Consider the following 13536-nt stretch of genomic DNA (forward strand, 5'->3'; position numbering starts at 1 on the left):
CGCGGCTATCCGGGCGCGATTGTCCAGGGCGATCGCTTTGTTTTGACGACCGGGTTGCGGGTCCTTGTCGGCGAGCGGCCGAGCAGACGTGGGCGGGCTGATCGCTTCGGCGTCGACGCGTCGGCGCGCAGGAGGCCGTCGGCTTTGAGCCGTCCGCCATGCGGCCGGGCAACTTTCGCGCTCGCCATGACAGCGTTTCGCCGGGCTTGGGGCCCCGGTCACCTCGGGCAGGGCGCATCCTCGCGCAAGAGCCCTTCCCCCTTCAAGGCGCGCCAGAGGGCCGGCGGGATCTTCTTCGCCATCATCGCGGCGTTGCGCCTGGCCTCGCTCGCGCGCGCGACTCCGGGAACCACGCTGAGCACCGCCGGGTGCCCGAGCGGAAAGTGCAGCGCCGCCTCGGGCAACCTGACGTTGTGGTCCCGGCAAACCGTCTGGATGCGCCGCACGCGCGCCTTCACCGCGTCGGGCGGCGGCCGGTAGTTGTAGTGCGCGTCGGACTTGACGCCGGTCGCCAGAATGCCGGAGTTGAACGGGCCGCCGACGACGACGCCGATCCCCATCTGCCGGCACATCGGCAGGAAATTGGTCAGCGCGTCCTGTTCGAGCAGGGTGTAGCGGCCCGCGATCATGAACACGTCGAAGTCGCCGGCGCGCGCGAAAGCCTCCGCCGCCTCGCACTCGTTGACGCCGGCGCCGATCGCCTTGACGACGCCGGCGGCGCGCAATTCGTCGAGCGCCCGGTAGCCCCCGTTCATGAACTCGGCGAGGCGGCATTCGACCGCCTCGGAGCAGCCATGGGTCGTCAGATCGACGTCGTGGGCGAACACGATGTCGATCGAATCGAGGCCGAGGCGCTCGAGCGACTGCTCGAGCGACCGCAGGACGCCGTCGTAGGAATAGTCGAAGCGCTCGCGGCGCGACGGCGTCTCGAAAAAAGCGTTGGGGCGGGACCGTTCCTGCGGCTTGCAGACCTCGAGCAGGCGGCCGACCTTGGTCGAGAGGAGGTAGGAGTGGCGCGGCTTCGGCCTCAGGAATCCGTTGAGGCGGGTCTCGGAGAGACCAAGGCCGTACAGCGGCGCGGTGTCGAAGTAGCGGCAGCCCGTCGCCCACACGGTCTCGAGCGTCGTCCGCGCCTCCTTCTCGGTCAGCGGCCGATAGAGGTTGCCGAGCGGCGCGCCGCCGAAGCCGAGTTCGCTGAAGGTGAGCTCGGCGCCGAGGCGCGTCACGAATTTCCGGGTTCGCAAGCCTCGTCCGTTCACGCCCATCGGCATGGCGACGCCCTTCCCTGAGAGCCCGTGACAAAGGCCGCCTCGCGGACCGCCGCGTCGGCTTCCTCCCTGTAAAACGCGTGGCGCCGAATTCCCGGGCCCGCAATGTGCGAAGACCATCCTGGGCGTCCGGAAAATACTTCTGCACCGCCGCCGGCGAGTCAAGCGCGGCCTCGCCGGGGCGCTGCGGGCTAACACTCGCCCGACCGCTCCGCGGAGGCGCGATCGCCTTCAGCGATGAAGCGGCGCAGGCGCTCCAGGCTCTCGTCGTCCCGGGCGCGCTGCTCGAGATCCTCGAGAATCCGCGACAGCGCCGCGCGCGCAGTCGGCCATTGGTAACTCGCGTTCGCCGACAGCCGCTGCGCATGGAGGATCGCGCGCTCGACGATGTCGGAAGCCAGCCCGCCCATGAGCGCCTCACCCTCTCGATAGCCGCACGCCGAGAGGATGGCAATTCCGGCGCCGCGCGAAACGGGCCGGATCGGCGCCAATCTGGATCACACGAGCCACGCGCGACGGTCCCCGCGGAGACCGTCTGCACCATTTCGGGAAAGGGAGAGAAAGCGCCCGGCGCGCCGCCTCAGGCGGGCGCGCGCTGGCTGAACCCGAGCCGCTCGTTCAGGTCCTCGAGAACCGCCTGCGCGGCCTCGGGAACGACGGTCCCGGGCGGGAAGATCGCGTCGGCGCCGGCGGCGCGCAATTCGGCGAAGTCCTGTTCCGGGATGACGCCGCCCACGACGATCATCGCCTCGCCGAGGCCCGCCTTGGCGAGCGCGCTCTTGAGCGCCGGCACCAGCGCCAGATGGCCCGCCGCGAGCGACGACACGCCGACGATGTCGACCTTGCTTTCGACGGCCTGCGCCGCGACCTCCTCGGGCGTCGCGAACAGCGGCCCGATCTTCACGTCGAAGCCGAGATCGGCGAAGCCGGAGGCGATGATCTTCTGGCCGCGGTCGTGGCCGTCCTGGCCCATCTTGGCCACGAGGATGCGCGGACGGCGCCCGGTGTTCTCCTCGAACGCGCGCGCCATCGACAGGACCCGCTCGTTGGCCGCCGTCGTCGCCCCCGACTCGGCGAGATAGACGCCGGAAATCACCTGGTTCCTGGCGACGTGCCGGCCGAACACCTTCTCCATCGCGAGCGAAATCTCGCCGACCGTCGCCTTGGCGCGCGCCGCCTCGATCGACAGTTGCAGCAGATTGGCGTTTCCGCGCGCGCCTTCCGTCAGCGCCGCGAGCGCCGCCTGGGTCTTGGCCTCGTCGCGCTCGGCGCGCAGATGCTGGAGCTTGTCGATCTGCGCGGCGCGCACGGTCGCCGCGTCGACCTTGAGAACGTTGATCCCGCGCTCGACGGTCGGGTGGAAGGCGTTGACGCCGATCACCGTCTGACGGCCGGAATCGATGCGCGCCTGGGTGCGCGCGGCGGCCTCTTCGATGCGCCGCTTCGGCAGGCCCTGTTCGATCGCCTTGGCCATGCCGCCGAGCGACTCGATTTCGTCGATGTGGCTCTGCGCCCGCGCCGCGAGCTCGGTGGTGAGGCGCTCGACGTAATAGGACCCGCCCCAGGGGTCGATGATGCGGGTGGTGCCGCTCTCCTCGATCAGGAACAGCTGGGTGTTGCGGGCGATGCGCGCCGAGAACGGCGTCGGCAGCGCCAGCGCCTCGTCGAGCGCGTTGGTGTGCAGCGACTGGGTGTGGCCTTGCGTGGCCGCCATCGCCTCGATCTGGGTGCGGATGACGTTGTTGAACACGTCCTGCGCCGTCAGCGACCAGCCCGAGGTCTGGCTGTGGGTGCGCAGCGGCAGGGACTTGTCCGATTTCGGGCCGAACCCCTTCACGATGTTCGCCCAAAGCATCCGCGCCGCGCGCATCTTGGCGATTTCCATGAAGAAGTTCATGCCGATCGCCCAGAAGAACGACAGGCGGGGCGCGAACTGGTCGACCGTCATGCCCGCGGCGACCCCGGCGCGGATGTATTCGAGACCGTCCGCCAGCGTATAGGCCAGCTCGAGGTCCTGCGTCGCGCCGGCCTCCTGCATGTGATAGCCGGAGATCGAGATCGAGTTGAACTTCGGCATGTTCTTCGCGGTGAAGGCGAAGATGTCGGAGATGATCCGCATCGAGGAGGCGGGCGGATAGATATAGGTGTTGCGGACCATGAACTCCTTCAGAATGTCGTTCTGAATGGTCCCGGTCAGCTTCTCCATCGGCACGCCCTGCTCCTCGGCGGCGACGATGTAGAGCGCCATCACCGGCAGCACGGCGCCGTTCATCGTCATCGACACGCTCATCGTGTCGAGCGGGATGCCGGAGAACAGGGTGCGCATGTCGTAGATCGAGTCGATCGCCACGCCCGCCATGCCGACGTCGCCGGCGACCCGCGGATGATCGGAATCGTAGCCGCGGTGGGTCGCCAGATCGAAGGCGATCGACAGCCCCTTCTGCCCGGCGGCGAGATTGGCGCGGTAGAAGGCGTTCGACGCCTCGGCGGTCGAGAAGCCCGCGTACTGGCGCACCGTCCAGGGCTGGTTGACGTACATCGTCGGGTAAGGCCCGCGCAGGTACGGGGCGAGGCCCGGCCAGTCGTGGCTGAGGTCGCGGCCGGCCCGGTCGCTGGCGTCGTAGTACGACCTGACCTCGACGCCCTCGGGGGTCGCCCAGGTTTCCGTCCCGGCGTCCGCGGCCGGAACCGGCGCGTCGCCCAAGGCGACTTTGGCAAAATTCGGAATCACGCCCATCGCACCCTCCAGAGCGCCCGTTACGGCGCGACGCGCTTGTAGAGACCCTCGAGGGCGGCGATCGCGTCGCCGCCCACGAACACGAACTCGTCCACGCCCGCCGCGCGCAGCCCCTGCTCGAGGTCGCCGGGGCGCCCCGCGAACATCAGGCCCTTGACGCCGGACGCCTTGACGGCGGCGGCGAAGGCCTCGCCGCGCGCCGCATAGGTCGCGTCGTCGCTGCACAGGCACGCGAACGGGGCGCGGCTGGCCGCGAGCTTGGCCACCGCGTCCTCGGGCGTCGCCGCCTCGCCGTCATAGACGGAGGCGACGCCGCCCGCCTCGAGCCAGTCGCGCATGTAGGCGACCCGGCGGCGGTGGGCGGGCTCCGGACCGATCGCCACCAGATAGGCCCGGGGGCGCTCGCCGGTCTTTTCCAAGATCGCGTCGGACCGGTCGCGCAAGGCCTCGAACGGCTCGGCGAGCCGGATCGGCGACAGCGCCCCCTCGACCGATGCGAACGGCTCCGGCGCCGGCGCCCCCGGCGCGACGTCGACAGGCGTTTCGTCAGGCTGCGGGTGGGCGCTGACGCCGGTGATCGGCGTCTTGATCCTGGCGATGTCGCGCCTGAGCGCCGCGGCGTTCTCGCCGACCTTGCGCTGGAAAGTCCCCTCCACGAGCGCCGACGGCAGGCCGCCCCTGGCTTCGATCTCCTGGAACAGCGCCCAGCCCTTCTCGCCGAGCGCCTTGGTCAGGGCCTCGAAACCGCCGGCGCCGGCGGCGGGATCGGCGACGAATCCGAGGTGGGACTCGCGCAAGAGAATGAGCTGGCCGTTGCGGGCGAGCCGGCGCGCCAGACTGTCGGGCAAACCGACCGCGAGCGTATGCGGCAGGACGCTGACGGTGTCGGCGCCGCCGAGGCCGGCGGCGAACGCCGCGACCGTTCCGCGCATGACATTCACATACGGATCGCGCCGGGTCATCATCCGCCAGGCGCTTTCCGCCTGCACGTACGGGGCGCGCGGCGCGAGCCCGCAGGCGTCCTCGACCCGCGCCCACAGGATGCGCAACGCCCGGAACTTGGCCAGCGACACGAATTCCTCCGCGTCGGAGGCGAGCCGGAACGCCAGCATGGCGCGCGCTGCGTCGGGCGCGACGCCGGCGTCGCCGAGGGCGCGCAGGAGGGTGACGGCGGCGGCCAGCGCGAAGGCGAGTTCCTGCGCGGCCGAGCCGCCCGCCGCATGCACGCTGCGCGCGTCGGCGACGAAGAAGGGTCCGGCGAAGCGCCCGGAGCGCAGGTCGAGCGCCGCGTCGAGGTAAGGATTGACGTGCGCCGACCAGTCGGCGGGGAACGGCCCGCGGGCCGCCGCCGCGAACGGATCGAGGCCGAAGGAGACCGCCGAGATCGCGGGCTCGGCCCCGGCGTCGCGGATGCGCTGGCGGAAGGCGCGCGCCTCGGCCGGACCGTCCGGACCGAGGTCGAGCTCGAAGCGGGTCCCGGCGTCGAACTGCACGCCGTCGAAGGCCAGTCCCAGCGCCTCCGGGTCGGATCGCCGCAGGCCGAAGCCGTAGGCGCCGATCGCGCGCGCGAACACCACCTGGAGCCCGTCGGCGCCGTTGGCGAGGTCGTCCTGCGCCTGGGCGCTGGCCTCGCGGGCGTCGGGATTGTCGAGGCGGGCGATCACCCGCCACGCCCCGCCGGCGCGAAGGGCGCGCGGGCCCTCGGCGGGCTGGTAGACCGGCTCGATCCGGACGCCGTCGGCGGTCCTGGCGACGAGCTTGTCGAGGCTCGCCCCCTTCAGCGCCGCTTCCGCGGCCTTGCGCCAGTCGGCCTCCGTCCAGGCCGGGAATACTTCCGCCTCCGCTCCCACAGCCCTCACTCCCTGTCGTTTGTGCGACCCGGAAAACTCCGGGTCAGATGAATTGGGAAATGCCCGGTATCGAAGCGGCGATCTCGCCGATGATCTGGTCGCCCGCCACTTCGCGCGCGTAGGCGAACACCTCCCGCCCGGAGGTCTGGATCTGGTCCATGCTGAGGCCGAGCCCCATCAATTCGCCGCCCAGCGCCATCAGGCCGCCGCCGCCCATCGCGCCGGTCGCGATGCCCATGAGGCCCTTCAGTCCGAACCCCATGCCCTCGCCGCCGGTCCGGTCGCCGGAGGCGACGATCGCGTGCAGCTCCGGCGCCTTCTCCCACAGGTCCTTGACCGCCTCCTCGGACGCTTCGCGCTGGATGAAGTCGGCGATCAGCGCGACCGTCTTGCGGGCGACCTCCGGCGACAGGTTGGCCGCGGTGGCGACGCGGGCGATGACGTTGTCCATAAATGACTCCCTGGTTGCACGGTCTTTGCGGCGTTGTGTCGCCCCCAGCGCAACCAAAATCAAGAACGCCCCGCATAGTAATTGGTCGGCGGCGCGAACGCCACCGAAACGCCCGCCGGCGACCGAGGGCGCGACGAAAGGGCGCGGCGGACGAGGGGACCCGGCCGGACGCCGGCGCGACGCGGCTCGCTCAGACCTTCATGAGAATTTCACATAACTAAACCCGGACGAATTATGCAGGAATTGCGCAGCGCCCTCGGGTGACCGCCGTCGCGACGGCGCGACGGCGGCGAATCCGCCCAGGCCCGCCCGCCCGGAGCCGTCGCCGCGAGCGGCGCGGCGGCGCGGCCGCCGCACCGTCCCGATACCCGCCACGGCCGCTCGATTGCTGATCTTTCCGAGTGATGGCGGGGCGTTCGCGGGCCCCAGGCCAGGAACGCGGCCGGCGCCGGGAGGATCCGTTCCGTCCGGGAATCCGGGCGCCTGCGCCGCCGGGCGTAGGAATATGAACATTTGTGTAATCTCTGTATGCATTTGTCGCATACCTGCGCTGAATACGCATACCTACCGAAAAGCGACCGAGCCGCCTATGTTGCAGCGCAAGGAAAGATTTGTTGCATCGCAACACAAACGCCGTCCGATCCGCTCGCGCGGGCGGGCGGGACATTCAGGAGACCAGACCATGAGCACTCTCAAGAACGTCGCCGACAAGCTGGCCGCGTGGCGCCGGTATCGCGAAGCGGTTCGGGAACTGAGCCAGATGACCGACCGGGAGCTGAACGACATCGGCATCCGCCGCGGCGAGATCGAAACGGTCGTCCGCCAGTCGGTGATGTCGACCGTCGGCTGAACCGGCGTGAACCGTCTGCGTTTCGCCTGAACGGATCGGGAAGCGGCCCCTGGCGGGCCGCTTTTTCGTTTGTTTGGGCCGCTGTCCGGTTGACGCCCCGGCCCGGCTCGGGCGAAGACGAGGCGATGCGTCCCATTCACGTCATCGGCGGCGGCCTCGCCGGCTCGGAAGCCGCGTGGCAGGCGGCCGAGGCCGGCGTTCCGGTCGTGCTGCACGAAATGCGCCCCGAAACCGCGACCGCCGCGCACCGCACCGGCCGGCTGGCGGAGCTCGTCTGCTCGAACTCCTTCCGCTCCGACGACGCCGCGACCAACGCCGTCGGCGTGCTGCACCGCGAGATGCGCGCCCTCGACTCGGTCATCCTGCGCAGCGCCGACGCCCATCAGGTGCCGGCGGGCGGCGCGCTCGCGGTCGACCGCGACGGATTTTCCCAAGCGGTCGAAAGCGCCGTGCTCGCGCACCCGTTGGTCACGCTCGCGCGCGGCGAGATCGCCGGTCTTCCGCCCGCCGACTGGGACAATGTCGTGATCGCGACCGGCCCGCTCACCTCGGCCGCCCTCGCCGAGGCGATCGCCCGCCTCACCGGAGAAGGCGCGCTCGCCTTCTTCGACGCCATCGCGCCGATCGTCCATCGCGCCTCGATCGACATGGACGTCGCCTGGATGCAGTCGCGCTACGACAAGGAAGGGCCGAGCGGCGAGGGCGCGGCGGCCTATGTCAACTGCCCGATGAACCGCGACCAGTACGAGGCCTTCGTCGACGCGCTGCTCGCGGCCGAGAAGACGGAGTTTCGCGAGTTCGAGGGCACGCCCTATTTCGACGGCTGCCTGCCGATCGAGGTCATGGCCGAGCGCGGGCGCGAGACCCTGCGCCACGGGCCGATGAAGCCCGTGGGCCTGACCAACGCGCATGCGCCCGCCGTCAAGCCCTGGGCGGTGGCGCAGCTCCGGCAGGACAACGCGATCGGCGCGCTCTTCAACATCGTCGGCTTCCAGACCAAGATGAAATACGGCGAGCAGACGCGGGTGTTCCGGATGATCCCCGGCCTCGAGCGCGCCGAATTCGCCCGGCTCGGCGGCATCCACCGCAACACCTACCTGAATTCCCCGAAGGTTCTCGACCCGCTCCTGAGGCTCAGGGCCGAGCCGCGCCTGCGCTTCGCCGGCCAGATCACCGGCTGCGAGGGCTATGTCGAGAGCGCCGCAATCGGCCTGATCGCCGGGCGCCTCGCCGCAGCCGAACGCCGCGGCGAGGCGCTCGAGCCGCCGCCCGGAACGACCGCGATCGGCGCCCTCCTCAACCACATCACCGGCGGCCACATCGAAGCGATCGACGCCGGGCCGCGCTCCTTCCAGCCGATGAACGTCAATTTCGGCCTGTTTCCGCCGATCGTCGAGCCGCGGGTCGACGAGACGGGCCGGCGCCTGCGCGGACCGGACCGCGGCGCGGCGCGCAAGCGCGCGCTGTCGGCGCGGGCGGACGCCGACCTCGCCGCCTGGATCGAGGCCAATCGCCCGCCGTTGCGGAGCGAGGACGCGGCCGGATAGAATTCCCCGCGTCCCCGCAGCGGCCGGCTACATGCCGGGGATCGGCATGATCTCGACGATCTCGACCCAGGCGCCGGGCATCTCGAGATGCGGATTGCCCTTTTGCAACATCGCGGCCGCAGCCTCGGCGGAGTCCGCCTGCACGATCGAATAGCCGCCGATGCCGTTCTTCGTGTCGGAGATCCCCTTCGCGTCGACGCGCTTGGTCCTGCCGAGCGGCGCCCCGCCGTCGACCAGCGACGCCTGGTGCTCGCCCATCCACTTCATCCAGGCGTCCATGCCCTTCTTCTGCTGCTCGGGCGTCGACTCGCGCATCATCCGCTCGAAGTCCGCCGGGTTCGCCATGTACAGGACCATGAACTTCGCCATTCCGTTCCTCCTCCTGATGTCGCGCGCCTGTTTGCGGCGGACCGGCTTTCCCTTTCCCGGGCGCCTGCGGCGAGCGCCGGGACCGTCGCACGGCCGATGGTCGAAAATTGGACTTCGCACGAGCGCATGGGAAGCATCCGCGCCCCGCTCGACGATCCGCGCGCGAGCCGGCCCGATACGCTCGCGGGCGAGCTGGCGCGCCTCACCCGCCGCCGCGGAACCGCGTGATGTTCGGCGCCGGCGGGTTGGGATGGTCCTTGACCGAGCGCTCGTAGGCCTTCACCGCCTGGAGCGCCGGATCGAGCGCCCAGGGGAACAGGAACGCGACGTTCAACTGCTCGGCCGGGTCCATCTCGATGTTGTAGAGCTTCGGATAGCCGTTCATCTCGCCGCTCGCCGCCTCGAGCCCGCCGAGGCGCTGCGCGCCCTCGCCGCTCGGACGGATGTCGCGATAATAGACGCGCCACTGCTTCCAGCGCGCCGCGACCAGATCCGGCCCGATGAAGGTCAGGAGCTGCTCGCGGGCGCCGAGCGCGCTCCGGCCGAACAGCGCCTCGCTCTGGTCGACGCCGTCGATCGGCCGGTCGGCCGGCAACTTGCCGCCGACGATGGCGGCGAACGTCGGCAGGAAATCCATTTCCGAGACCATGGCGTTGGACGACGAGCCGGCGGCCACGTGGCCGGGCCAGCGGACGAAGGCGAAGGTGCGGACCGAGCCCTCGCTGGCGTCGCCGAGTTCGCCGCGGAACGGGCCGCTGAAGCCCATGTCGGGCGTGCCGCTGTTGCCGAGCTCGCGCACCGTCATGCCCTGCGGGCCGTTGTCGGAGGCGAAGACGACGATCGTGTCGCGGTCGACGCCGAGGCGCTCGAGCGCGTCGAGAATTTGCCCGACGTGGAAGTCGCCCTCCATCATCTTGTCGCCGTAGTTGCCGATCCGCGACTTGCCGGCGAAGGCGTGCGAGGGAAGATTGGGATAGTGGCCCATCGAGAACGGCAGGTAGAGGAAGAAGGGCCGCCCGGCGGCGTGGGCGCGCGTCATGAAGTCGATCGCCCGGTCGGTCAGCTCGTTGTCGATCTCGGCCCGCACCGCGGGCGTATAGGGTTTGACCGCGCGCAGCGGCCCGCCCGCCTTCGCCTCGACCATCATCGCCTCGGCCGCGACCGCCGCTTCGTGCGCCGGCGTGTAGGAATGCGTGAGACGGATGGTGTCGAGAAAGGTCGCCGAGTCCCACGACCAGTCGGGCGGAATGCCGTAGAACTCGTCGAAGCCATGCGCGGTCGGCAGGCTCTGCGGATCGCGGCCGAGGTGCCACTTGCCGAAGATCGCCGTGGCGTAGCCGAGGCCGTGGAACAGGTCGCCCATGGTGAAGGCGTCGGCCGGCAGCGTGTTCGGCGTGCCGGGCATGAGCACCAGCGAGAGCCCGTTGCGGATGGAATACTGGCCGGTCATCAGCGCGGCGCGCGAGGGCGTGCACGACGGCTCGACCAGATATTGCGTCAGGCGCAGGCCCTGGCGCGCCAGGTCGTCGATGCGCGGCGTGGGAAAGCCGCGCAGCTCGCCGCCGCCATAGGGCCCGAGATCGCCCCAGCCGACGTTGTCGGCCAGGATCAGCGCCACGTTCGGTCGCGGCCCGGCGCTCTGCGCCGCCGCCGCGGACACGGCCGCGAGCGCCGCGGCGAGGATGGCGAGGCCGAGACGGCCGCGGTGGAGAAACGATCGCGTTGCGCCCGAATCCGTCATGATCGTGCGTCCTCGCGGGGACGCCCGGCGCATGGAGACATCCGCCCGGGCGTCCGCCGGCCCGGACGCTAGAGGGATCCGCAACCGGCGCGTTTGACGCGGGTCAAACCGGCGCTTTCGGGCAAGCCGCGGCGCCCGCGGCGCCCCTTGAAACCGATATATCGCACCTTAGATGCTACGCATCCGATATATCGGATAGCAAGAACGAGGTTCACCATGTCCGACACGTTCGAAGGCCCGCGCCCCCGCTGGCCGGGGCCGCTCCCTCATGACTTCGACCCCTGGCGATGGGGCGAGCGTCGCCATGGCCCGCCGCTGCCGGTGAAGATCCTGGCGGTGGCCGTGGCTTTCTGGCTGTTCCATCCGCTCGGCGTCGCCCTGCTCGTCTACTTCCTGTGGCGCGCGGCGCGGGGACGCGGCTGCGGCTTCCACGCCGACCGGTTCGGGACGCGCGCGCACGTCCGCCGGTCGTCCGGCAACACCGCGTTCGAGGAACGCCGGCGCGAGACCCTGAAGGCGCTCGACGAGGAGGCCGAGGCGTTCGAGGCCTTCGAGAAGCGGCGCCGCGAGGCGCAGGACCGCGAGGCGTTCGAGCGGTTCGTGGCCGAGCGCAATGCGCCCAAGGGCGACGAGCCGCCGAAGTAACCGTACCCGTCGTTCCGCCCCCGCTTCCCCGGCGGGGGCGGCCGCCCTCGCGCCGGCGCCTCCGCCCCGGCGCGCCTGCGAAAAAGACCTTTGCGCGAGTTTGCGATTCCGCACGAACGCAAGTCGCTCTAGCATGATCCCGTCGCGCTCCGCGGCCAGAGAAGCGATCGATGCCTTCCCCCTTCCGCCCGCCGCCGCCCGGCGATGACGAGGCGCCGGACTGCGGCCCGCGCGCCGCCTTCCGCGGCCTGTTCGGACGCCATCGCGGCGGCCCGTTCGGGCGCTGGCGCGGGGCGCGCATGTTCGATTCCGGCGCGCTGCGCCTGCTGGCGCTGGGCCTGATCGCCGAGGAGCCGCGCCACGGCTACGACATCATCCGGGTGTTGCGGGCGCGCTTCCAGGGGTCCTACAGCCCCAGTCCCGGCTCCATCTATCCCATCCTGCAGCAGCTTTCCGACGCCGGTCTCGTCACATCGTCCTCGCACGGCCCGCGCCGGCGCTTCGCGATCACCGAGGCCGGAAAGAGCTGGCTCGCCGGGCAGAGCGCCGAACTGGACGCGATCAAGGTTCAGCTCGACGAAGCGGCCTCGCCGATCGGCGAGCAGGCCATCGGCGAGGCGATCCGCGACCTCCGCCAGGCTTTGTTCTCCAAGATGCGGGAAGGGGCGCTGGACGCCGGGCAGGCCCGGCGTCTGCGCGACGTCCTGGAGCGGGCGCGGCGCGAGATCGAGGATCTGTAGGGCTGATTCGCCCCCTCGCCGCGCGCGGCGAGATGTCGCTGTCACGCCGCCCGGGCGCCGCGCCCCGGCCGCCCGCGGCCGCAATGTCTCCCATGTTTGACAGCGCCTGAAGGGTTCGCGCCGGTCTCGCGTCCGCCCGGTTTCCGGCGCTCGCCGGCGTCGCGCCGATTGACCCTCCTGTCGTTAAGTCGTATTGTATGATAATTGGCATTTCGGCTGCGGGGGCCGCCAAGCCTGAATCAACAAGCGAGCGTCCGGCAGCCGAGGCGCCAACAATCGGGAGGTACATTATGAAATTTGCAAAATGGCTGGGCGGCGCCGCCGTCGCAGCGACCTTGGCGTTCGCCGCTTCGTCCGCTTTCGCTGTCACGATCGGGTTCAGCCAGGTGGGCGACGAAGGCGACTGGCGTCCTGCTTTCTCCAAGGACATGCAGGACGAGGCCAAGAAAGAGGGCATCGACCTCAAGTTCGCCGACGCGCAAGGCAAGGAAGAGGACCAGCTCAAGGCGGTGCGCGCCTTCATTGCGCAGAAGGTCGACGCGATCATCATCGCCCCCGTCGTCACCACCGGCTGGAGCCAGGTGCTCGAGGAAGCCAAGAAGGCCGGCATTCCGGTGTTCCTCGCCGACCGTGACGTGGAAGGCGACAAGAGCCTGTTCGTCGCCCGCATCTCGGCCGACTTCAACCTCGAGGGCAAGCTCGCCGGCGCCTGGCTCGCCCAGGCCAGCAAGGGCAATTGCAAGATCGTGGAGCTGCAGGGCACGGTCGGCTCCGCCCCGGCGATCGAGCGCAAGAAGGGCTTCGAGGCCATCATCTCGCAGTTCCCCGAGATGAAGATCATCAAGTCGCAGAGCGGCAACTTCACCACCGACGGCGGCAAGAAAGTGATGGAGGCCTTCATCAAGGCCACCGACAACCTCAAGGGCGTCTGCGGCGTGTTCGCCCACAACGACAACATGCAGCTCGGCGCCATCCAGGCGATGAAGGAAGCCGGCCTGAAGCCGGGCAAGGACTTCCTGATGGTCTCGGTCGACTACGTGCCGGCGATGAAGGAAGCGCTCGCCGCGGGCGACGCCAACGCCTCGGTCGAGCTTCGCTCGGCGATCGGCAAGTACATCTACCCGGTGGTGACCGACTATCTCAAGGACAAGAAAGAGCTGCCGAAGTGGATCGTGATTCCGTCCGATCTCCACGCCTCGGCGACGCCCGGAAACTGACCCGGGACGAGGCGCCGTAGCGGCAGGGCGCGTCCCGTCACCAAGCGGGACGCGCTCCGGCTGCGGCTGCGACGTCGGAAGCCGGCGCGTTCTTCCGCGGACATCGTCCTGCCCCTTCTGG

12 protein-coding genes are annotated in these 13536 nt (G+C 70.1%); 5 read left to right on the forward strand and 7 right to left on the reverse strand.

Going from position 1 to position 13536, the window contains the following annotated elements:
• Nucleotides 1-218: 218 nt before the first annotated feature.
• The 5 genes from DFR50_RS11530 to DFR50_RS11550 form a co-directional block, all read right to left on the reverse strand.
• Complete coding sequence (locus DFR50_RS11530; protein ID WP_113889446.1) at nt 219-1244, reverse strand: aldo/keto reductase; 1026 nt, start codon at nt 1242-1244, stop codon at nt 219-221.
• A 215-nt stretch (nt 1245-1459) separates the two neighbouring features.
• A complete protein-coding gene (locus DFR50_RS11535) occupies nt 1460-1759 on the reverse strand; it encodes a hypothetical protein (RefSeq protein ID WP_147262733.1) in 300 nt (99 codons plus the stop codon).
• Nucleotides 1760-1848: 89 nt separating this feature from the next.
• The gene (scpA, locus tag DFR50_RS11540) at nt 1849-4005 is read right to left on the reverse strand and encodes a methylmalonyl-CoA mutase (RefSeq protein ID WP_113889359.1); all 2157 of its coding nucleotides are present in this window, start codon (nt 4003-4005) and stop codon (nt 1849-1851) included.
• 20 nt (nt 4006-4025) lie between these two features.
• Complete coding sequence (locus DFR50_RS11545) at nt 4026-5864, reverse strand: methylmalonyl-CoA mutase family protein (protein ID WP_113889360.1); 1839 nt, start codon at nt 5862-5864, stop codon at nt 4026-4028.
• 34 nt (nt 5865-5898) lie between these two features.
• Entirely contained in the window at nt 5899-6306 is a 408-nt protein-coding gene (locus DFR50_RS11550; protein WP_113889361.1) for a hypothetical protein, read from the reverse strand.
• A gap of 682 nt (nt 6307-6988) precedes the next feature.
• Between DFR50_RS11550 and DFR50_RS32505 the strand changes: the two genes are divergently transcribed.
• Both DFR50_RS32505 and trmFO read left to right on the forward strand, forming a co-directional pair.
• Nucleotides 6989-7156 (forward strand): DUF1127 domain-containing protein, encoded by a 168-nt coding sequence (locus DFR50_RS32505; RefSeq protein ID WP_113889362.1) that lies wholly within the window; start codon nt 6989-6991, stop codon nt 7154-7156.
• 125 nt (nt 7157-7281) lie between these two features.
• Entirely contained in the window at nt 7282-8703 is a 1422-nt protein-coding gene (trmFO, locus tag DFR50_RS11560; RefSeq protein WP_113889363.1) for a methylenetetrahydrofolate--tRNA-(uracil(54)-C(5))-methyltransferase (FADH(2)-oxidizing) TrmFO, read from the forward strand.
• A 27-nt stretch (nt 8704-8730) separates the two neighbouring features.
• On the opposite strand, the gene DFR50_RS11565 is transcribed toward trmFO, so the two are convergent.
• Together DFR50_RS11565 and DFR50_RS11570 are read right to left on the reverse strand one after the other, a co-directional pair.
• Nucleotides 8731-9072 carry a YciI family protein gene (locus DFR50_RS11565; protein WP_113889364.1) on the reverse strand — a complete coding sequence of 114 codons (342 nt, stop codon included), beginning with the start codon at nt 9070-9072 and terminating at the stop codon, nt 8731-8733.
• Nucleotides 9073-9274: 202 nt separating this feature from the next.
• Nucleotides 9275-10813: an arylsulfatase gene (locus DFR50_RS11570; protein WP_113889365.1), complete on the reverse strand. Its 1539-nt coding sequence runs from the start codon at nt 10811-10813 to the stop codon at nt 9275-9277.
• 216 nt (nt 10814-11029) lie between these two features.
• Here DFR50_RS11570 and DFR50_RS11575 point away from each other — a divergent pair, with 216 nt between their 5' ends.
• The 3 genes from DFR50_RS11575 to DFR50_RS11585 all read left to right on the forward strand — a co-directional run bounded on the left by DFR50_RS11575 (nt 11030) and on the right by DFR50_RS11585 (nt 13415).
• Nucleotides 11030-11458, forward strand: coding sequence for a DUF2852 domain-containing protein (locus tag DFR50_RS11575; RefSeq protein WP_113889366.1), 429 nt, complete (start codon nt 11030-11032; stop codon nt 11456-11458).
• A gap of 170 nt (nt 11459-11628) precedes the next feature.
• On the forward strand, nt 11629-12198 hold the full coding sequence (locus tag DFR50_RS11580) for a PadR family transcriptional regulator (RefSeq protein ID WP_113889367.1): 570 nt from the start codon (nt 11629-11631) through the stop codon (nt 12196-12198).
• Between the two features lie 290 nt (nt 12199-12488).
• Nucleotides 12489-13415, forward strand: a complete 927-nt coding sequence (locus DFR50_RS11585) for an ABC transporter substrate-binding protein (RefSeq protein WP_170153173.1) — start codon at nt 12489-12491, stop codon at nt 13413-13415.
• Nucleotides 13416-13536: the final 121 nt, after the last annotated feature.

Source organism: Roseiarcus fermentans, assembly GCF_003315135.1.
In the GTDB taxonomy this organism is placed as follows: domain Bacteria; phylum Pseudomonadota; class Alphaproteobacteria; order Rhizobiales; family Beijerinckiaceae; genus Roseiarcus; species Roseiarcus fermentans.

Bases quoted from the DNA above. Each gene is read 5' to 3' on its own strand.
- scpA (WP_113889359.1), bottom strand. From the start codon at position 4,005: ATGGGCGTGATTCCGAATTTTGCCAAAGTCGCCTTGGGCGACGCGCCG.
- DFR50_RS11550 (WP_113889361.1), bottom strand. From the start codon at position 6,306: ATGGACAACGTCATCGCCCGCGTCGCCACCGCGGCCAACCTGTCGCCG.
- DFR50_RS32505 (WP_113889362.1), top strand. From the start codon at position 6,989: ATGAGCACTCTCAAGAACGTCGCCGACAAGCTGGCCGCGTGGCGCCGG.
- trmFO (WP_113889363.1), top strand. From the start codon at position 7,282: ATGCGTCCCATTCACGTCATCGGCGGCGGCCTCGCCGGCTCGGAAGCC.
- DFR50_RS11565 (WP_113889364.1), bottom strand. From the start codon at position 9,072: ATGGCGAAGTTCATGGTCCTGTACATGGCGAACCCGGCGGACTTCGAG.
- DFR50_RS11570 (WP_113889365.1), bottom strand. From the start codon at position 10,813: ATGACGGATTCGGGCGCAACGCGATCGTTTCTCCACCGCGGCCGTCTC.
- DFR50_RS11575 (WP_113889366.1), top strand. From the start codon at position 11,030: ATGTCCGACACGTTCGAAGGCCCGCGCCCCCGCTGGCCGGGGCCGCTC.
- DFR50_RS11580 (WP_113889367.1), top strand. From the start codon at position 11,629: ATGCCTTCCCCCTTCCGCCCGCCGCCGCCCGGCGATGACGAGGCGCCG.
- DFR50_RS11585 (WP_170153173.1), top strand. From the start codon at position 12,489: ATGAAATTTGCAAAATGGCTGGGCGGCGCCGCCGTCGCAGCGACCTTG.